Here is a 17,279-nt window from a genome sequence, read left to right as displayed (position 1 = left end):
GGTGGATATTTCCGCCGGGGACCTGGCTTTTCGCGGTTTAGAGCCTCAGCCCGCCATGAACTTCAGGTACTTCGCCGCCTGCACCTCGAAGGAACGCGCTGCCGCCGGCGGCAGGCCGGCCGGATCGAACGGTTCGGGCACGACGGCGGCGCTGCGGCCGTTGCCGCTCCTCGCCCAGGTGCCCACCACCGATCCCCCGGAGACGATGATGCGTTTGAACACTCCATTGCCGCCGGGAACAACTTTCTGGGCATGCTCCGGGGCGAGCACCAGGCTGCGGTCCTTGTAGCCGAGCAGGAACTGGTCGAATCCAGGCAAGGCAAGGAGCGTGCGGGCGCCGGGAACACCGTCGTCGAGCAGGGCAGCGGTCTCCGGCGGAATCCAGTAGGACATGCCCTCGAACTCCAGTTCCTCCAGGTGCCCGCTGATCCGGCCAAGCGCGGCTTTCGCCTCGGTCTTGGGGATCTGCGTCCACCAGCAGAAGTCGTCCAGCGTGGCCGGTCCGTGGCTGCGCAAGTACCGGTGCAGCAACTCGGCGATGCCTTCCTCGCGGTCCAGCTCCCGCGATTCCGGAATCCACACCCCAAACGGCATAAACAGTTGCTGGCCTGCTGCTTTGCCGCCAGTGCCCGCCATCGGACCCTGCACCATCCAGCCTCGCAGGCACAGGCTCCACAGCAGGTGGACCCCGCGCTGGGCCTTGGTGATCTGGCCGTTTTCCTCGAAGGCTTCAAAGAGCTGCTCGCGCGTGGCACCCTCCCCTGCGGCCAGCATCTCCCCCGCGATGTCCCGGCAATGGGCGATGTCCTCCGCCGTGATTCCGAGTTCGCGGTGCCGGCCGGCCACGGCCCGGACCATGCGCCCGCCGGTGATCTCCAGCATCCACCGCAGGTCCTGCGCCGGGACCAGGTGCAGCGTGCCGCGGAACGGCCACGAGCGCACTATAGTCCCCGAATTGAGGGCCGCCCGCACATCCGATGCCGTGCTGCCGGGGACGCGTTGCCCCACCGCCCAGAGGGCCGAGGCGAGGTCCTGGGCCTGCATGGCCGTCATGTGGCGTACGCACTCCTCCACCGAGGCGAAACCGGCAGGCTCCCCGGGCGCCCGGCCCAGGAGGCCTTGACCGGCGAGCCTGAGGCGGCCCATCGTTTTGGCGGTGACACGGCTTTTCACGGAGACCATGACCTCATCCTAGGGGCTGTTACCCACCGGGCTTCCAGCCTTCGCACAGCAGCGTTTCCTAGGCTGAAAGCATGTTTTTCGGAGAGAGCGGCACGCTCCTGCGGCCCTTGAGCCGGCGTTTGGCGGCCTTCGCCTGGGCCCTGGCCGGCCTCGGCCTGGCCTGCGGGCTGGCCGTCGCCATCGGCTCGGGCGTGCGGCTCAGCCCTCCCATGCAGGCCCTGCAGCTCGCCGGGCTCGCCGGCACCGCGGCCTCCGCCTTGTTCCTCGTCCTCGCCATCTGCACCCAGCCCGGCAGGGGGCGGCAGGATGGATCCGGCCGGAGCGGCACCGATGAACAGGCGCGCAGCTTCCTGCTGGCCGCCGTCGTCATGCTCGTGGCAGTAGCGGGCTTCGCGGCCGCCGGCTGGGCCTCGCCCACAGGACCGTCGCCGCAAAGCATCGCCTTCAGCCAACTCTTCCTGCTGGGGGCCGTGGATTGCGGCCTGACCTTCCTGCTGCTGAACAAGGTCCGGGCCGTAGAGAAACCCTAGCGTCAGAGTTCCAGGCCGATCAGCAGGGGTTCGGGGTGCAGTTCGATACCGAAGCGTTCGACGACGCCGCGCCGCACCTCGCGCGCTACGGCCGCCATGTCGGCAGCGCTGGCGTTGCCGCGGTTGGTGATGGCCAGGGTGTGCTTGGTCGAAAGGGAGGCCCGGCCGCCCGAGACGCTGCCGGCGTCAAGACCGAAGCCCTTGGCAAAACCGGCGTGCTCGATCAGCCAGGCCGCTGAAAGCTTCACCAGGCCGTCCGCGCCACCCGGGTACTGCGGGGCTCCCTCCGGAAGCGCCGTGGCCTCCGCGGCCGGGACTACCGGGTTCGTGAAGAAGGAGCCGGTGGAGTAGGTGTCACGGTCCGCGGGGTCGAAGACCATTCCCTTGGAGGCGCGCAGGCGCAGGACTTCGCGGCGGACGTCGTTGGCGTAGGCGCGCTTGCCAGGCTCGACACCGAGGGCACGGGCAAGCTCGGCGTAGCGGACGGGGGCGCTCATGCGGCCCAGGGGCAGTTGGAACTCGACCGTGAGCACCACGTAACGCGGCGAGCCTTCAATGGTGGTCCGCTTGAGGATCGAGTCCCGGTAAACGAACTTCAGTTCCGAGTTGCTGAAGGTCTTCACGGCGTTGTTTTCACGGTCCCAGGTGCGCACGGAGGCGATGGTCTGGGAGACGTCGGCGCCGTAGGCACCCACGTTCTGCACCGGCGTCGCGCCCGTTGCCCCGGGGATCCCGGAGAGTGCCTCCACACCGGACCAGGCGTGCAGGACGGCGTGCTCCACGAAGGCATCCCAATTGTGGCCGGCCTGGACCACCACCGACACGCCGCCGCACGTGTCCTCGGAGCTCACAGTGAAGCCTTCTGAGGCGATCTTCAGGACGGTACCGGGGTACCCGGCGTCGGCGACCAGCAGGTTGGAGCCGCCGCCGACAATGAGGAGCTTCTCCCCCGCAGCATCGGCGGAACGGACGGCGTCGATGATTTCCGCCTCGCTGAACGCCTCGACGTAACGGGCGGCAGGTCCGCCCACGGCGGCGGTGGTCAATTCGGAAAGCAGCGTCTGGGTCACCAATCGAGTCTAGCCTGCGGCTGGCGCCTGCCGTTTGCGCAGGACCGGGGCGAGCAGGAAGCTCAACGCCTGGAACAGCAGCACCACGAGCAGGGAATGCAGGATGCCGAAATGCTGGCCGAGGAAGCCCAGCACGGGCGGACCGCAGAGGAAGGCGCCGTACGCGATGGTCGAGGCCACCGAGACCCGGGCCGCCGCGTGGACGGGGTCGTCGGCCGCGGCCGACATGCCCACCGGGAAGCCCAGGGACGTGCCCAGTCCCCACAGTCCAAGGCCCACGAAGGCGATTCCCGGCACGGGCGCGAAGACGAACGTCGCCACCCCCAGGAAGGCCGTGGCCGCGCAGCACCGCATAACGGCGACCCGGCCGAAGCGGTCCAACAGGAAGGTACCGGCGAAACGGCCCACGGTCATGAAAGTCACGAACACGCCGTAGCCCGCGGCACCCGCCGCCTCATTCTGGCCGTGGCCGTCCGCCAAGGCCAGGGCCGCCCAGTCACCCGCCGCGCCTTCCGACAGCGCCAGGCCGAGCACCATCAGCCCGAGCAGCACAGTGCGGCGCTCCCGCCAGGCCATTGCGACCAGGCGCTTGCCGTGGAGGGACGCGGCTTCCGAGGCCAGTGCCGGGTTGATGATCGGCAACGGACCCGTGGTCGGATCCTCGAAAGTGTCCGTCTTCCGGGGGCGCACGGGTTTGCGTTGCAGGGCGGGGCCGCTCCGGCCGGCGCTTTCGCGGTCCGCCCGGAAAGACAGGCTGGCGGTCAGTACCGCGACGATCGCGACGGCGCCCACCAGGCCCAGGTGCCATGCCACGGAGAGCTTCGCGGCCGCAGCCCAGGCCCCCATCGCGGCCCCGGCCACCGTCCCCAGGCTGAAGGAACCGTGGAGCCAAGGCATGACGAACTTGCCCAGCGCCCGTTCCACGGCGGCGCCTTCGACGTTCAGGGCGGTGTTGTAGCAGCCATTCGCCAGGCCCAGCAGTGCGAGGCCGCACGCGGCCACCACGAGGCTGGAAAGCACCGAAGTGCCGAGGCCGAGCAGGAACAAGCCACTGCCGCTCAGCACGGAAGCGATCCGCGCCGCGCGGGCCGAGCCGAGCCGCAGCACCACCAGCCCGGAGACGGACACCGAGGTGAAGGAGGCCGCCGTCAGGCAGAGCAGGATGAGCCCGACGGCGGCCGGAGTGAGTTCCAGTCCGTTCCGCACCGCCGGCAGGCGGGAGACCCAGGACGCGGCGGCAATGCCGCTGGCCCCGTACGCCGCCATGACAGCAAAGCGCCACCGCGCAATGTCTGCCGCGGTGGCGCCTTCGCCTCGTTCAAGGATGATGTTCAAGCGAGCTTCACAACTGCTTGGGACTTCATCAGGACCTTCTGTCCCTCGAAGGTAACGGTGAGGTCGATGCGCGCGGTTCGGGCGTCGGCGTCGAGGGCTCCCACCACGCCGACCACTTCGATCACGGCGCCGGGCTCGGAGGTTCCCGTGGTGTCGGCGACGAGGACGGGCTTGGTGAAGCGGGTCTGGTAGTCGATCACGGCGGCGGGGTCATCGACCCAGTCGCTCACCAACTGCACGGCAGCACCCATGGTGAACATGCCGTGGGCGATCACCCCTGGAAGGTCCACGCCGGTGGCGAAAGCTTCGTTCCAGTGGATCGGGTTGAAGTCACCAGAGGCGCCTGCGTACTTCACCAGGTCCTGGCGGGTGACGTCGATGCTGCGCGCACCGATTTCCTGGCCGACGGCGAGGTCTTCGAATTTCAGGCTCATGGTTACTGTCCCTCTCCGCGGACCAGGATGGACGAAGTGGTGGTGGCCACGGGGTCGCGCTGCAGGTCGTCGCGAAGCGCAAAGATTTCGGCGCGGGTGGTGATCATGGCGCCGCCGCCCATGGCGCGGACGCCGTCCACGTGCAGTTCGGCGCGCAGCTGGTCGCCGGCCACGATGGCGCGGTGGTGGGTGAAACGCTGGTCGGCGTGGACCACGCGGCTGAAGTCGATTCCCGATTCCGGGTCCTCAATGAGCTGGGCGTCGGCCCGCTGCGCCACAATGATCGCGAAGGTGGGGGGCGCCACCAAGTCGGCGTGGCCGAGCGCCCGGGCGGCCTCGACGTCGAAGTGTGCCGGGTGGGTGGCCTTGACCGCGCGGGCGAATTCCCGGATCTTCTCACGGCCAACGTCGTACACCTCAGCGGCAGGGTAGCTGCGGCCCTGCAGGTCGGGGTTAATAGTCATGCCCCAACCCTAGCGGGCAGGCGGGCGGCGTCGGCAGTTGTGAAGACGGATGCAGCCCGTCGAGGCGATATGATGGATCCATCATTCCGTCAATCGAAGGATGGCAAGGAAGCCATGTATTCAGCCGCGCAGGCGCCCCTGTACGAGATCAAGGCCAACCTGTTCAAGGGCCTGGCACACCCCGCACGGATCAGGGTGCTGGAGCTGCTCGCCGCCGCGCCGGGCACCACGGCGCCCGTGAGCTATCTTCTGGCCGAAACCGGGCTTGAAGCCTCGCACCTCTCCCAGCACCTGGCCACCCTCCGCAAACACGGCGTAGTAACCTCCAGCCGGAGCGCCAATGCCGTGAACTACACGCTCGCGCACCCCAAGATCGCCGAACTGCTGGCCATTGCACGGACCTTCCTCCTGGACACCCTTGCCGGTTCCCAGGAACAGCTCCAGCTCGCCGGGCAGCTGCCGTCGGTTCCCGCGTCCGCGGAAGCCGCATCATGAGCCTGCGCAGCCTGTTCCCCGCACGATCCGACTACGCCGGCCTGCGCTCCTCCTGGCGGATGGACCTGCTCTCCGGGATCACGGTGGGAATCGTCGCGCTCCCCCTTGCCTTGGCTTTCGGCGTGAGCTCGGGCGTGGGCGCTGAAGCCGGCCTCATTACGGCCGTGGTGGCAGGGCTTGTGGCCGCAGTGATGGGTGGATCCAACGTGCAGGTTTCCGGTCCCACCGGCGCCATGGTGGTGGTCCTTGCGCCGATAGTGGCCACGCAGGGAGCCGGCGTGGTCGCAGTCGTCTCGATCATGGCGGGAATCCTGGTCTGCCTGCTGGGCATCAGCCGCCTGGGACGGGCCGTCTCGCTCATCCCCTGGCCGGTGGTGGAAGGCTTCACGCTGGGCATTGCCGCGATCATCTTCCTCCAGCAGGTTCCCCTGGCCACGGGCACCTCCGGCACCCCGGGCCACAACACCCTCCTGGCAGCAGTGGAAGCGGCCGCCTCGGCCAAGCCGTCCATCGTTCTCCAGACGCTCACCGTCGTGGCAGTGGTGGCCGCCGTCATGCTCGTAGTGCCCCGCATCCACCGCGCGCTTCCTGCCAGCCTCCTCGCGGTGGTCCTGGCCACCGCCGGTGCGGAACTGCTCCGCCTGGACATCCCGCGCATCGGGGAACTCCCGCATTCGCTGCCGCTTCCCAAGGTGCCCGCCTTCGATCCCGCGGCGCTGGGCAGCCTGCTCATGCCCGCCGTCGCCGTCGCCGCGCTGGCCGCGATCGAATCCCTGCTCTCCGCCCGGGTGGCAACCGGGCTGAGGGGTCCGGACGGCAGGCCCACCGGCCCCTACAACCCGGACCGCGAACTCGCCGGCCAGGGCCTGGCATCGATCGCCGCCGGATTCTTCGGCGGCATGCCGGCCACAGGAGCGATCGCCCGGACGGCCGTAAACGTCAGGTCAGGGGCCCGCACCCGGGCGGCCGCCATCGTCCATGCATTCGTACTGCTGGCGACGATCTACTTCGCCGCCGGTTTCGTCGGCCGCATCCCGCTGGCGGCGCTCGGCGGGATCCTCATGGTCACCGCCACGCGCATGGTGTCGCACCGGACGGTATCCGCGATCCTGGGGTCCACGCGATCAGACGCCGCAGCGTTCGCAGTGACGGCAGTCATCACCGTTGCGTTCGACCTGATCATTGCCATCCAGATCGGCCTGGCCGTCACCGCAGTGCTGACCCTGCGGAAGGTTGCGTCCCTGACCGGGGTGCGGCGCGAAGCGATTCCAGGTGCCGCGCACGACGGCGACGAGCACATCGCCGTGTTCACCCTGGACGGCGCCATGTTCTTCGGAGCGGCCGAACGCGTCCTGCAGGACATCAGCCAGGTGCGGGACATCGAGGTCGCGGTCATCAGGCTGTCGCAGTTGAAGATGCTGGACGCCACCGGGGCGCACGCGCTGGTGGATGTGGTCTCCGCGCTCGAACTGCGTGGCATTACGGTGCTCATCAAAGGGGTGCAGCCTGAACACCTGTCATTGGTGACGAACGTCGGCGTCATCCGCTCCCTGCGGCATCACAAGCATCTGTTCACCGAACTGGAGCCGGCGATCGAGCACGCCCGGAGCCACGTCCGGCGGAACGCCGAAGCGCGGGCCGCTCTGTCCTGAGCCGGCTACTTCCTGAGCGTCTTCCGGATCTGCTGCCCGCGCACCACCAAGCCCACGACATGCAGCACCAGACCCAAGCCGATCACGCCGAGGGAGGCGAAGGCCATGCCCTTGTTCTGCGTGGTGTTTCCGATGATGGTGAGGATGATCCCGACGGCGATCAGGCCCATCGCGCTGAAGACCAGCGTTTTGTAGGTGGTGGAGGCGGTGGCCCAGAATTCGTTCAGCACCCGCCAATTCTACCGACGCACTCGCGGGGCCTGCTCTACGTGCCTTGGCGACGCCGTTGAACGCAGAGCGGGGCCCCAAAACCTAGAACAAGGAATCCTGGAGCGCCGGGACCTCCGTTCGGTAGTCCCCGAACTCGATCCGGCGGCCTTTGAGCGCGCCGAGGCCGGCGACGAAACCGGACTCTTCGCCCGGCAGGGACACCAGCGCGGTGGCGCCGCTCAGCGAGCGGACCGTGAAGCCGTGGTCGCCGCCGTCGAAGGCCTGGGGGTAGGGATGCCGCCTCCGGGAGTCGAAAACTCCGCAGGCTTCATCGGCGAAGGCGGGCCGCTGCCAGTCTTCCTCCACAGTGGAGAAGCCGCCCATGGCAAGCCCGTCCAGAAGCTCGCGCGTGCGGGCGGCCGCCCGTTTGTTGATGGCTGAAAGTTCGACGTCGGCCAACGGCTCGAGCAGGGACGCCGCCTTGGCGGTGGACCTGACGAGCTGGACCGTACCGAGTTCCTGCGTGACGAGGTCTTCGAGGATGCGCACCACGCCGCCGTCCTCTGCATGGGCCACGTACGTGGCCCGCACCGCGCCCTGTTCGGCAAGCCGTTGCCATTTGCGGACGGCGGAGGCCGTGCCCACTTTCGTGGCACCACCGGCGAAGGTGGCCAGGTAGAGCCAGTGCGGCTGCATCAGGTAGGAGCGCAGCCCGGCCGGAACGGGGCCGCCACGGTGGAAATCATGCATCAGCCGGAAGTCGTCGCGGGCGAAGCATGGTCCGCACTGCTTGCCCCGTTCGGCCCGCGCCCCGTCCGGGCAAGGCACGTGGCGTCGTTCCTGCGGTCCGAGGACCTTGCTGTGGCCAAGGCACCAGAGCCCGGGGAGCACACGGAAGCCGAGGCTGCCGCCGGCGGGCAGCGGAACATCGCCCGGCTCCCCGGAAGGTGCGCGCAGGCGCAGTGCCGGAGACCCGCCGTCGGGCATTCCTGCCGACGGCCGGTCCCAGGCGACGCCGTGCACGAGCATGGCTACAGGGAAGGCTGCACCCCGAACGCCAGGGCCAGCTTCATGATCTTCTCCGCACGGCCAAGGCGCGGCAGGTCGGAACCGTCACGGATGACGCGGCCGTTGGCTTCGAAGTCGTTCATGAAGTCGGTGGCCCAGGCGACGTCCGAAGGCGTGGGGCTGATGACTTCGTTGATGACGGTGGTCTGGTCGATGGCCAGGCAGAGCTTGCCTGTCATGCCCATGGTCACCGTGATGCCCGTCTGCTCACGCAGGATGGGGTGGTTGGTGCCGACCGTGGGGCCGTCGATGGGGCCCGGCAGGTTGCCCACGCGGCTGGCGACGACGAGCTTGGCCCGCGGGTACGCCATGGCTTCAGGGGTGGCGGCCATGCCGGTGTCGCGGCGGAAGTCGCCGGAACCGAAGGCGAGGCGGAAGCAGCCCTGGCCCTTGGCGATGTGGTTGGCTTCTTCGATGCCGACGGCGGACTCCACCAGGGCGATCACGGGGGTCTTGCCGTCCATGCGGTGGAAGGACTCGGTGACCTGGTCGGCGGACTCGGTCTTGGCCAGCATCACGCCGAGCAGGCCCGGTGTGCCGCGCAGGCCGGCGAGGTCGTCCGCCCAGAAGGGGCTGGTGGCATCGTTGATGCGGACCCATGCCTGGCCGCCGCCGGTCAGCCAGTTCACCACGTTCTCGCGTGCGTGGTCCTTCTGGGAGGGGTCAACGGCGTCTTCGATGTCCAGGATGATGGCGTCTGCGCGCGAGTTGGCCGACTGGTCGAAAAGCTCCGTTTTCATGGCGTTCACAAGGAGCCACGAACGGGCGATATCGGCGGGAATGCTGCGCGTAGGGCGCATGGATTCGGTGGTGATGCTGGACGTCATGCATCTACCGTATCCGCCCGGCGGGGGCAATGGCCAAGAAACGGCCGTCTATGTGATCTTCACTATGAACAAAATGAATATGACCCCCGGCAGCAGACGCCTCAGCCCGGTGTTTCACCGTGCGCCGCGGACAGGACGGCATTGAGCTTTCCGAGGCCGGGTTCCTCTCCAGGGCTGGTTTCCGTCCGGGCCAGCTCGTCCTTGAGGGCCTTGTCCAGCAGGTTCTGCGAGAGCATCGAAAGGGTCCAGCCGAGCGGCGGATCGACGGCCGGCCTGCTTTTCGGGGCCACCACCACCGTGTGGCCGCCGCCCAAGGTGCCCAGGACCGCCCTGCTCGCCACATCGCACTCCGTGCTCAGGCAGACGTCGGCCGACTGGTCCAGCCGCTGCAGCCAGGCACCGGCTTCGACCTGGTTCGCCTTCGCCTTGAGGCCGGCCAGGGGAACGGCGAGTTCCGCAACGGGCGCCGGCACCTTGGCTGCGATGTCCACCCCCGGAGAATTGCGGATGTAGACGAACACCGGGACCACGTAGGGATGGCCGGCCGTGCCTGCACCGGATTCGTTGTTGTATCCCTGGACCACCTCCCGCAGGCCGCCCCAGACATCCGCGACCGTTCCAAGGCCGGAGCCTTCGGCATAACCGCCGTCGATGGCCTGGAAGGAACCAGCGGGCAGACATGCACCCCTTTCCGGGCCGTAGCGGATCCGTCCAGCCGGGGAAATGATGGGGAACCTGGCCGAGACCATCGCCGCTGTGGACCAGCGGAGGGCCGTGTCGCAGAAGCCATTCGGCTGGTCAAGGAAGTCTATGGACACAGGCGGCCCGTCCTCCGCGAGGCACTCCGGCGCCGACGTCGGCTGGGCTCCCCCGGACGCCGCCAGCTTCAGCTGGCTGATGACCAACTTGCATCCGGAGCCGGTGACCGTCGAATTGAGCAGGACGGCGCCGGCGGCCCCGCGGGCGCCCGGGTCAAAGGGCGCGTCAAGGAGCGGTGCCTGCCGCTCCCATTCACGTTCCATCAGAGCGGCACGGTCATGCCAGCCGAAATCGCCGCGGCTCCGGTTGGGGATCAGCAGGCCGGTGCCTCCGGCGACGAGGTCCGAGACGAGGGCGCCGCCGACGCTGACGGAGAGAGCGTCCGGCCTCGCCACCGCACCTGCCGCGGCGGCCAGGTCCTTCCCTTCGCCGCCGTCACGCGGCGCGTACCGGGTCACCAGTGCCAGGCCGAGCGATCCGCCGCTCACGCCGCTGGACAACAGGGTTGCGGATTTGCCGCAGGCCGTTCCTGCGAGCGCGCTGAAGACCCGGGTGGTCCAGCCCGCAGCCCGGATACCGCCGCCTTCCGCCGCCACCAGCAGCATGGGGCGCACGGTCTTCCCCTTCCCCGCCGTGGTGTTGCAGGCGGTGGATGTTGCCAACCAGTCTTTGAATTCGACGTCGGCCGTCCGCCGTTCCACACTCGCCGGCCGGCTGTCCGTGCGCGGCACATGCATCGCGTCGCCGCCGCCGTTCAGCTGGCCGAGGGCGAGCGCCGCGGCCATGAGGGACAGGAAGGGGTTCGCCCTAAGTCCCACCCGATGGAAGATCTCCAGCGGCTGGCGCTGCTGAGCCCAGACGACCACCGCGCCGAAGAACAGCGCCCAGCAGCCGATGCCGAGCACCGCCGTCGCCGAGACGCCCAGGATCGTTGTGAAGAACGCCGGCGCGAACAGCAGGAGCAACAGCGGCACGGTTCCCAACGCCAGCACGATGTGCTTCAAGTACGGCCACTGATCGAAACCCAGGCGTGGATCCGGCCCGAACAGGCGGGGAACCCCATGGAGCAGGATGCTGCGGAAGGGATAGGCTCCCCCGGCCAGAACCGCGCCGAACAGCAGCAGGCCTCCCACCCCCAGCGGCCAGCCAGAAGGCATGGACCTAGCCACGTCACCGTCGACGATGATCATGGCAGCCGGTCCGATGAAGCTGCGCACCAGCGACATGCCGGCCACGCCAATCAGCAGCACCGCCAGGTTGTCGCCGCCGCACCATGCGTCCAAGGCCCGACGGCGGTCCGGCCGGTGGGCGCGCATATCCCACTTGCTGCGGAAACCGAAGGGTGACTTCACGATCGACATGGCCTTCATGAGGAATGAGATCCCCAGCAGCAGGAGCGGAACGGCAAGGAAGACCCAGTACTGCCACCAGTTGCCCACCGCAACGGGGAATCCGGAAACGGCCGAGATGGCCAGCGCGGCGAGCAGCAAGGAAGGCCCGACCAGCCACAGCCGCCATCTGGGCGGCTGATCCGGGATGTAGTGGTTCGTCCACAGCTGCCAGGCGAGAACCGAGCGCAGGCGCCCGATGTATTGCAGCCCCGCCGCAATGAGGGGAACCACCAGCGAGCTCGCGATGAAGGGCGCCGGTGTACCCTCGGCCCACAGCCGTTGGGAGTCCGGCATCTGGTCGTTGACCCCCGGGATCGGCAGCAAGGCCAGGACGGCGACCAGGGCGACGGCGGTGACCGTCAGCCGGTGGAACTGCATCGTCCTGGCCAAGCGGATCAGGCGGCCCCATACGCGTTTGCGCAGCTTCGGCATGGCAACGATGCTGAAGGCCAACAGCGCCAGGAACAGCCATTTCAGGTTGGTCACGACGCCCATCACGGCTGCCGTTGCCGGAACGGAGCCTGCGTCGTGGATCGCGGTCAGCAGGAGGATGCCTTCTGTAACGTCCAGGGCGGCAGCCACAAGCGCAATGGCCCTGGGGAGGACAGTGCCCTTCGCCAAACGGAAAAGCAGGGTTCCGTAGAGGAGTGCGAAGCCGAAGTCGATGGACGCGTGCAAGGTGACGAGTGCCGCCAATTGCCCGTGCTTCGCCGGATCCAGCCCCGCCCACGTAGGCCACGTGTCCCGGGCTCCCCAGTCGCCGAAGCCGCTGAGGATAGTGACGCTGCTGTTCCGGCCGTCCGGGGTGACGATCCCCTCGACGAGCCGGTCTATTTCAGCCATTGCGATCCACAGGGTCACCGCCGAGACAACGAGCGTCGCCGTCAGCCACCGTGTCAAACGCGGAGGTGTGGGTAGAGCCGTCATGACAACCCCCAGCCGGGTGCCTCGTCCTTCGCCCCTGGGGAGACCGCGGGCGCGTGACTGAATCATGCGCGCGGCCCTGCCCCATGTCAATCGACTGTACGAACCCGCGTGCCCGCCGCACGAAGACCGGCGGAAACAACGCATGAAGTCATCGGCCTTAACCCTGCGACGCGAGCCGAAATGCGTCGCAGAGTTGCTTGCAATTGCCCGCTGTTGCGCTGGATTTCCCCCGGTTTCCCGGGGTTTCCGAGAGTTACCCGCAGGCTTCCCAGCCCCTTCCCGGATGCGCTTACATCGTTCCCACCGGTCCTCCAACGCGGGCCGGCTTCCCACACCCCTCACCGGAAAGTAGCTCCCATGAAACTGCACCAGCCCCTGTTGAGCGTCGCGGCCGCCGTCGTCCTTGCGCTGACGGTGACCGGCTGCGGCGGCAACGCAGAAGCGGGCCCCGGCGGGTCAGCACAGGCCCAGGGCAGCGAGGTGAAGGAACTGCGCTACCAGGGCTGGGCCAACTCGGTCACGCTGCCCGAACTCGCGGCGGACCTCGGCTACCTGGGCGACGTCAAGCTCAAGTGGGTGGGCAACACCACCAGCGGCCCTCAGGACATCCAGTCCGCGGCCACCGGCCAGACCGACTTCGGCGGCGCCTTCGCCGGCGCGGTGGTGAAACTCATTGAGGCCGGCTCACCCGTCAAGGCCGTGGTGAACTACTACGGCGAGGACGGGAAGACCTTCAACGGCTTCTACGTCAAGGAGGACAGCCCCATCCGCTCGGCCCGGGACTTCATCGGCAGGAAGATCGCCGTGAACACCCTGGGCGCCCATGCCGATGCCGTGATCAACACCTACCTGCGCAAGAGCGGGCTGAGCGCCGAAGAGGCCAAACAGGTCCAGCTCGTCCCGCTGCCGCCGAATGACACGGAAGAGGCGATCCGCCGCGGCCAGGTTGATGCCGGCGCCCTGGGCGGCGTGCTGCAGGACAAGGCCATTGCGGCCGGCGGGCTCCGCTCCGTCTTCAGCGATGTCCAGTTCTTCGGCTCCTTCGCCGGCGGACCCTATGTGCTGCGCACCGACTTCATCGAGAAGAACCCGACCACCACCAAAACCTTCGCTACCGGCGTTGCCAAGGCCATCGAGTGGGAACGCACCACTCCCCGCAAGGACGTCATTGCCCGCTTCACCAAGATCATCAAGGAACGCGGCCGCAACGAAAGCACCGACGCCCTGCAGTACTGGAAGAGCGTCGGTGTCCCGGACGCCGGACGCATCAAGGACGAGGACTTCACCCGCTGGGGCGAATGGCTGAAGAGCTCGGGCATCGTCACCAAGGACCTCACCCCGGCCAACTACTACACCAACGAGTTCAACGAGCTCGCAAAGGGGAAATGATGACCGCGAAAATCAGCCTGCGCAATGTCAGCAAGCAGTTCACCGTGCGGCCCGGCAGGAAGCCGGGCGGCACAGCCACCACACTGACCGCCGTCGACTCCCTGAGCCTGGACGTGCGCGACGGCGAGTTCCTTACCTTGGTGGGGCCCAGCGGCTCCGGCAAGACCACCTTGCTGGACCTCCTGGCTGGCCTGTCCACGCCCACCTCCGGCGAGGTATTGGTGGACGGCCAGCCGGTGACGGGACCCGGCAAGGACCGGGCCGTGGTCTTCCAGCAGTACGCGCTCTTTCCCTGGCGCACCGCCTCCGCCAACGTGTCGATCGGGCTCGAGGGCAAGGGACCGGACGGCCGCAAGCTCAGCCGTCGCGAACGCGCAGCCAAGGCCCGCGAGTACCTCACGCTGGTGGGCCTGGCCGGATTCGAGGACCGTTTCCCGCATGAGCTCTCCGGCGGCATGAAGCAGCGCGTCGCCATTGCCCGCAGCCTGGCCTACGAGCCGGACGTGCTGCTCATGGACGAACCCTTCGCCGCCCTGGACGCCCAGACCCGCGAACAGCTCCAGGAGGAGCTCCTGCGGATCTGGCGGGCCACCGGCAAGACGATCGTGTTCATCACCCACGGCATCGACGAGGCCGTGTACCTGGGCCAGCGGGTTGCCGTGCTCAGTGCCCGGCCGGGCCGCTTGAAGGCGATCGTGGACGTGGAGATCCCGGACCGCGACGGCGACGAGGACATCCGGTCCGCCCCCGCCTTCGTGGAGCAGCGGCATAAGGTGTGGACCCTGCTGCACGACGAAGTCCGCCTCGCGCAGGACGCCGGGCACCGCAAGATCCTGCCGGACGGCGCTGTTCAGGACGAACCAGGTCCGGAGGAACCCGCCAACCGGACACCCCAAGGCTCCCCTGAGTCCCAGGAAAGGAGCGCCGCCTGATGAGCGCAACACTGACAAAGCCACGCCGTCCGGCAGGTGCCTCCGCCGCCGGGGCAGCCCCCGCCGTCGGGCAGGGCACTCCCCCGGGAAAGCCGGCGACGGCGGCCCTCGCCTCCGTGACCGGCGCCGTAGCGGACGCGGCGTTCCGCGCCGGCTCCTGGCTGTGGAAAGCCACCGGCATCCTGGCATTCCTGGCGCTGTGGGAATTCGGGCCGCTTTACCTCGCGGCCCCGTCCACCCGGGTGTTCCTGCCGCCGCTGCATGAAGTGCTGCTGGCCTGGGGCAGGCTCTTCGAAAGCGGCGCCATCCAAGGTCATCTCGCTGCGAGCCTGAGCCGCTCCGTGCTGGGTTTCGGCATCGCCGTGGTGGCCGGTGTGTCCCTTGGCCTGCTGATCGCCTGGTACGGCCGGCTGAACTCGGTTTTGAACCCGCTGCTGGAACTGTTCCGCAACACCGCGGCCCTGGCCTTGCTCCCGGTGTTCACCCTGCTGCTGGGCATCGGCGAGGAATCCAAGGTGACGATCGTGGCCTATGCCGCGTTCTTCCCGGTGCTGCTGAACACGATCGCCGGAGTGAAGACCGTGGACCCGCTGCTCATCCGGGCCGCGAAGTCCCTGGGTCTGAACAGCCCCCGGCTCTTCCAGAAGGTGATCCTGCCCTCCGCGGTGCCGACCATCTTCACCGGTATCCGGATGGCCGGCACGGCCTCGATCCTGGTGCTCATCGCCGCGGAAATGGTGGGCGCCAAGGCCGGCCTGGGCTACCTGATCGTCAACGCCCAGAGCAGCTTCCTCATCCCGGACATGTACGCCGGCATCCTCACCGTCGCCCTGCTCGGCCTGGGCGTGAACTTCCTGCTCGTCGCCTTGGAGCGGCACTTCTCCCGCTGGCGCACCGCCGTCGGGGCCTGATTGCTTCCCTTCCCAAACACAACAGAAAACACAACAGATAGGAAAGAAGAAATGACCGCCATTACCGAAACCAAGCTCCAGTTCGCCAAACTGGGCTCCCGCATCGGCGCCGAGATCCGGGGCCTGGACATCAGCGGGGACCTCAGCGACCAGACTGTGGCCCAGATCCGCGCGGCCCTTAACGAGCACAAGGCGCTGGTGTTCCGCGAGGCCAACATCCTCAGCGACGAAGCCCAGGTGAGGTTTGCCAGCCATTTCGGCCCGCTCACCACGGCCCACCCCACGGTGGCCTCGGTGGAAGGCGAAGCCAACGTGCTGCCCGTTGATAGCGAGAACGGCTCGGCCAACAACTGGCACACCGACGTGACCTTCGTGGTGAACCCGCCGCAGGCCTCCACCCTGCGCAGCATCGACCTGCCTTCCTATGGCGGCGAGACGCTGATCGCTTCCTCGGCCGGCGCCTACGCCGACCTGCCGGACGAGTTGCGGAACTTCGCGGATACCCTCTGGGCCATCCACACCAACGACTACGACTACTCGGTGCCCAAGAACCTGGAGCACGAGAACGCCGAGGAACGCCGCAAGGAGTTCACCCGGATCAAGTTCGAGACGGCACACCCGGTAGTGCGGGTCCACCCGCTCACGGGCGAGCGCGGCCTCTTCATCGGCGGTTTCGCGCAGCGGCTGCGGATCGTGGGCCTGTCCAACACCGAGTCCCGTGACATCCTGCGCCTGCTGCAGGCCTACGTGACCCGGCCGGAAAACATCGTGCGCGTGAACTGGGAGCCGAACCAGCTGGTGCTCTTCGACAACCGCATCACCCAGCACTACGCCCCGGACAACTACGACGGCCAGCTCCGCAAGCTGAACCGCGTGACCATTGCCGGCGAGATCCCGGTGGGCATCGACGGCAAGGCCAGCCAGTCGATCCAGGGCGACTCGGGCACGTATTCAGTCGTCGCACCGGTCTAAGCAGCACGCATGTGTTGTTGTAGCTGTACCGGTCCCGCAATCCAAGCAGCTCGCAGTTAACGTCGTTTTGAGCGCTCGTCACGACCTCCACTGCGAGCTGCTTGGGTTAACGAGGCAATCAGTCCCTGATCCGTTCCAGCACATTCAGCACGATGCCGTTCGAATAAGCCCTGCTGTTCGTGAGCCTGAGCTTCTGCTTGTCCGCGGCGTCATCCGGGAACAGCCGCTTCCCGGAACCGAGGATCACCGGGAAGACCATGAGCCGGTATTCGTCCACGAGGTCGGCGTCGTACAGGGCGCGGAGCAGGGTGGGGCTGCCGTTGACCAGCAGCGGCCCGCCGTCCTGCTCCTTCAATGCGGCCACGGCATCGGCCGCCTCCCCCTCAAGCACATGGCTGTTGTTCCACGCCGGATCCGTCAGGGTGGTGGAAGCGACGTACTTGGGCATGCTGTTGAACTTCTTCGCAAAGCCGGCCTCATCGTCCCGCTCGGGCCAGGCCGCCGCGAAACCCTCATAGGTCACCCGGCCAAGCAGCAGCGCACCGGATTCCATGAGTTCCTCGAGCTTGTACTCGTACATGGCGGGGTCCGGGTCGATGTCGAAGGTCCAGCCCTCGTGCCTGTAATCGGGCTCCCCTCCGCCCGGCCCTTCGACCACGCCGTCCAGCGAAACGAATTCGGAAACAATCACCTTGCGCATGATGTGCGCCTCCCGTCGGATTGCCGCTCTG

At 67.8% G+C, this 17,279-nt stretch carries 17 protein-coding genes; 7 read left to right on the top strand and 10 right to left on the bottom strand.

From position 1 onward, the window contains the following. Positions 1–45: 45 nt before the first annotated feature. Positions 46–1,182 carry a winged helix DNA-binding domain-containing protein gene (locus tag DWV11_RS18030; protein WP_115790294.1) on the bottom strand — a complete coding sequence of 379 codons (1,137 nt, stop codon included), beginning with the start codon at positions 1,180–1,182 and terminating at the stop codon, positions 46–48. A 71-nt stretch (positions 1,183–1,253) separates the two neighbouring features. Between DWV11_RS18030 and DWV11_RS18025 the strand changes: the two genes are divergently transcribed. After that, complete coding sequence (locus tag DWV11_RS18025; RefSeq protein WP_115790293.1) at positions 1,254–1,712, top strand: hypothetical protein; 459 nt, start codon at positions 1,254–1,256, stop codon at positions 1,710–1,712. A 2-nt stretch (positions 1,713–1,714) separates the two neighbouring features. Here the strand turns inward: DWV11_RS18025 and DWV11_RS18020 are convergent, their stop codons facing one another. The 4 genes from DWV11_RS18020 to DWV11_RS18005 all read right to left on the bottom strand — a co-directional run bounded on the left by DWV11_RS18020 (position 1,715) and on the right by DWV11_RS18005 (position 5,015). Next, positions 1,715–2,782, bottom strand: a complete 1,068-nt coding sequence (locus DWV11_RS18020; RefSeq protein WP_115790471.1) for a UDP-N-acetylmuramate dehydrogenase — start codon at positions 2,780–2,782, stop codon at positions 1,715–1,717. Positions 2,783–2,791: 9 nt separating this feature from the next. Next, positions 2,792–4,048 carry an MFS transporter gene (locus DWV11_RS18015; protein ID WP_115790470.1) on the bottom strand — a complete coding sequence of 419 codons (1,257 nt, stop codon included), beginning with the start codon at positions 4,046–4,048 and terminating at the stop codon, positions 2,792–2,794. Positions 4,049–4,113: 65 nt separating this feature from the next. Then, positions 4,114–4,551: a MaoC family dehydratase gene (locus tag DWV11_RS18010; RefSeq protein ID WP_115790292.1), complete on the bottom strand. Its 438-nt coding sequence runs from the start codon at positions 4,549–4,551 to the stop codon at positions 4,114–4,116. A 2-nt stretch (positions 4,552–4,553) separates the two neighbouring features. Next, positions 4,554–5,015: an FAS1-like dehydratase domain-containing protein gene (locus DWV11_RS18005; RefSeq protein WP_115790291.1), complete on the bottom strand. Its 462-nt coding sequence runs from the start codon at positions 5,013–5,015 to the stop codon at positions 4,554–4,556. Between the two features lie 114 nt (positions 5,016–5,129). On the opposite strand from DWV11_RS18005, the gene DWV11_RS18000 reads away from it, so the two are divergent. Together DWV11_RS18000 and DWV11_RS17995 are read left to right on the top strand one after the other, a co-directional pair. Further along, the gene (locus tag DWV11_RS18000; protein WP_115790290.1) at positions 5,130–5,510 is read left to right on the top strand and encodes an ArsR/SmtB family transcription factor; all 381 of its coding nucleotides are present in this window, start codon (positions 5,130–5,132) and stop codon (positions 5,508–5,510) included. Then, on the top strand, positions 5,507–7,162 hold the full coding sequence (locus DWV11_RS17995) for a SulP family inorganic anion transporter (RefSeq protein WP_115790289.1): 1,656 nt from the start codon (positions 5,507–5,509) through the stop codon (positions 7,160–7,162). The genes DWV11_RS18000 and DWV11_RS17995 overlap by 4 nt, the downstream gene beginning before the upstream one ends. A 5-nt stretch (positions 7,163–7,167) precedes the next feature. On the opposite strand, the gene DWV11_RS17990 is transcribed toward DWV11_RS17995, so the two are convergent. From DWV11_RS17990 to DWV11_RS17975, 4 genes are all read right to left on the bottom strand, one after another. Continuing rightward, a complete protein-coding gene (locus DWV11_RS17990; protein WP_074591343.1) occupies positions 7,168–7,392 on the bottom strand; it encodes a DUF3188 domain-containing protein in 225 nt (74 codons plus the stop codon). A gap of 82 nt (positions 7,393–7,474) precedes the next feature. Continuing rightward, positions 7,475–8,401 (bottom strand): DUF2797 domain-containing protein, encoded by a 927-nt coding sequence (locus DWV11_RS17985; RefSeq protein ID WP_115790288.1) that lies wholly within the window; start codon positions 8,399–8,401, stop codon positions 7,475–7,477. A 2-nt stretch (positions 8,402–8,403) separates the two neighbouring features. After that, the gene (locus DWV11_RS17980) at positions 8,404–9,267 is read right to left on the bottom strand and encodes an HpcH/HpaI aldolase/citrate lyase family protein (protein ID WP_115790287.1); all 864 of its coding nucleotides are present in this window, start codon (positions 9,265–9,267) and stop codon (positions 8,404–8,406) included. 101 nt (positions 9,268–9,368) lie between these two features. Then, positions 9,369–12,260, bottom strand: coding sequence for a hypothetical protein (locus DWV11_RS17975; RefSeq protein ID WP_115790286.1), 2,892 nt, complete (start codon positions 12,258–12,260; stop codon positions 9,369–9,371). Positions 12,261–12,701: 441 nt separating this feature from the next. On the opposite strand from DWV11_RS17975, the gene DWV11_RS17970 reads away from it, so the two are divergent. The 4 genes from DWV11_RS17970 to DWV11_RS17955 are packed head-to-tail and all read left to right on the top strand — an operon-like array spanning position 12,702 to position 16,548. Further along, the gene (locus tag DWV11_RS17970) at positions 12,702–13,733 is read left to right on the top strand and encodes an ABC transporter substrate-binding protein (protein ID WP_115790285.1); all 1,032 of its coding nucleotides are present in this window, start codon (positions 12,702–12,704) and stop codon (positions 13,731–13,733) included. Next, entirely contained in the window at positions 13,733–14,665 is a 933-nt protein-coding gene (locus DWV11_RS17965) for an ABC transporter ATP-binding protein (RefSeq protein WP_245953773.1), read from the top strand. Before DWV11_RS17970 ends, DWV11_RS17965 begins: the two co-directional genes overlap by 1 nt. Then, positions 14,665–15,576: an ABC transporter permease gene (locus DWV11_RS17960; protein ID WP_115790284.1), complete on the top strand. Its 912-nt coding sequence runs from the start codon at positions 14,665–14,667 to the stop codon at positions 15,574–15,576. The genes DWV11_RS17965 and DWV11_RS17960 overlap by 1 nt, the downstream gene beginning before the upstream one ends. Positions 15,577–15,627: 51 nt before the next feature. Further along, the gene (locus DWV11_RS17955; protein WP_115790283.1) at positions 15,628–16,548 is read left to right on the top strand and encodes a TauD/TfdA dioxygenase family protein; all 921 of its coding nucleotides are present in this window, start codon (positions 15,628–15,630) and stop codon (positions 16,546–16,548) included. 118 nt (positions 16,549–16,666) lie between these two features. Here the strand turns inward: DWV11_RS17955 and DWV11_RS17950 are convergent, their stop codons facing one another. Then, a complete protein-coding gene (locus DWV11_RS17950; RefSeq protein ID WP_115790282.1) occupies positions 16,667–17,248 on the bottom strand; it encodes a dihydrofolate reductase family protein in 582 nt (193 codons plus the stop codon). Positions 17,249–17,279: the final 31 nt, after the last annotated feature.

Source organism: Arthrobacter silvisoli, assembly GCF_003369445.1.
In the GTDB taxonomy this organism is placed as follows: domain Bacteria; phylum Actinomycetota; class Actinomycetes; order Actinomycetales; family Micrococcaceae; genus Arthrobacter; species Arthrobacter silvisoli.
Note: the sequence above shows the minus strand (reverse complement) of the source record. Positions and strands in the feature narration are given on the sequence as shown.

Excerpts from the sequence above, each read along its gene's own strand:
- DWV11_RS17980 (WP_115790287.1), bottom strand. The coding sequence starts at position 9,267 with ATGACGTCCAGCATCACCACCGAATCCATGCGCCCTACGCGCAGCATT.
- DWV11_RS18030 (WP_115790294.1), bottom strand. The coding sequence starts at position 1,182 with ATGGTCTCCGTGAAAAGCCGTGTCACCGCCAAAACGATGGGCCGCCTC.
- DWV11_RS17965 (WP_245953773.1), top strand. The coding sequence starts at position 13,733 with ATGACCGCGAAAATCAGCCTGCGCAATGTCAGCAAGCAGTTCACCGTG.
- DWV11_RS17975 (WP_115790286.1), bottom strand. The coding sequence starts at position 12,260 with ATGGCTGAAATAGACCGGCTCGTCGAGGGGATCGTCACCCCGGACGGC.
- DWV11_RS18025 (WP_115790293.1), top strand. The coding sequence starts at position 1,254 with ATGTTTTTCGGAGAGAGCGGCACGCTCCTGCGGCCCTTGAGCCGGCGT.
- DWV11_RS18000 (WP_115790290.1), top strand. The coding sequence starts at position 5,130 with ATGTATTCAGCCGCGCAGGCGCCCCTGTACGAGATCAAGGCCAACCTG.
- DWV11_RS17970 (WP_115790285.1), top strand. The coding sequence starts at position 12,702 with ATGAAACTGCACCAGCCCCTGTTGAGCGTCGCGGCCGCCGTCGTCCTT.
- DWV11_RS18015 (WP_115790470.1), bottom strand. The coding sequence starts at position 4,048 with ATGGCGGCGTACGGGGCCAGCGGCATTGCCGCCGCGTCCTGGGTCTCC.
- DWV11_RS18010 (WP_115790292.1), bottom strand. The coding sequence starts at position 4,551 with ATGAGCCTGAAATTCGAAGACCTCGCCGTCGGCCAGGAAATCGGTGCG.
- DWV11_RS17950 (WP_115790282.1), bottom strand. The coding sequence starts at position 17,248 with ATGCGCAAGGTGATTGTTTCCGAATTCGTTTCGCTGGACGGCGTGGTC.
- DWV11_RS17985 (WP_115790288.1), bottom strand. The coding sequence starts at position 8,401 with ATGCTCGTGCACGGCGTCGCCTGGGACCGGCCGTCGGCAGGAATGCCC.
- DWV11_RS18005 (WP_115790291.1), bottom strand. The coding sequence starts at position 5,015 with ATGACTATTAACCCCGACCTGCAGGGCCGCAGCTACCCTGCCGCTGAG.
- DWV11_RS17960 (WP_115790284.1), top strand. The coding sequence starts at position 14,665 with ATGAGCGCAACACTGACAAAGCCACGCCGTCCGGCAGGTGCCTCCGCC.
- DWV11_RS17955 (WP_115790283.1), top strand. The coding sequence starts at position 15,628 with ATGACCGCCATTACCGAAACCAAGCTCCAGTTCGCCAAACTGGGCTCC.
- DWV11_RS17995 (WP_115790289.1), top strand. The coding sequence starts at position 5,507 with ATGAGCCTGCGCAGCCTGTTCCCCGCACGATCCGACTACGCCGGCCTG.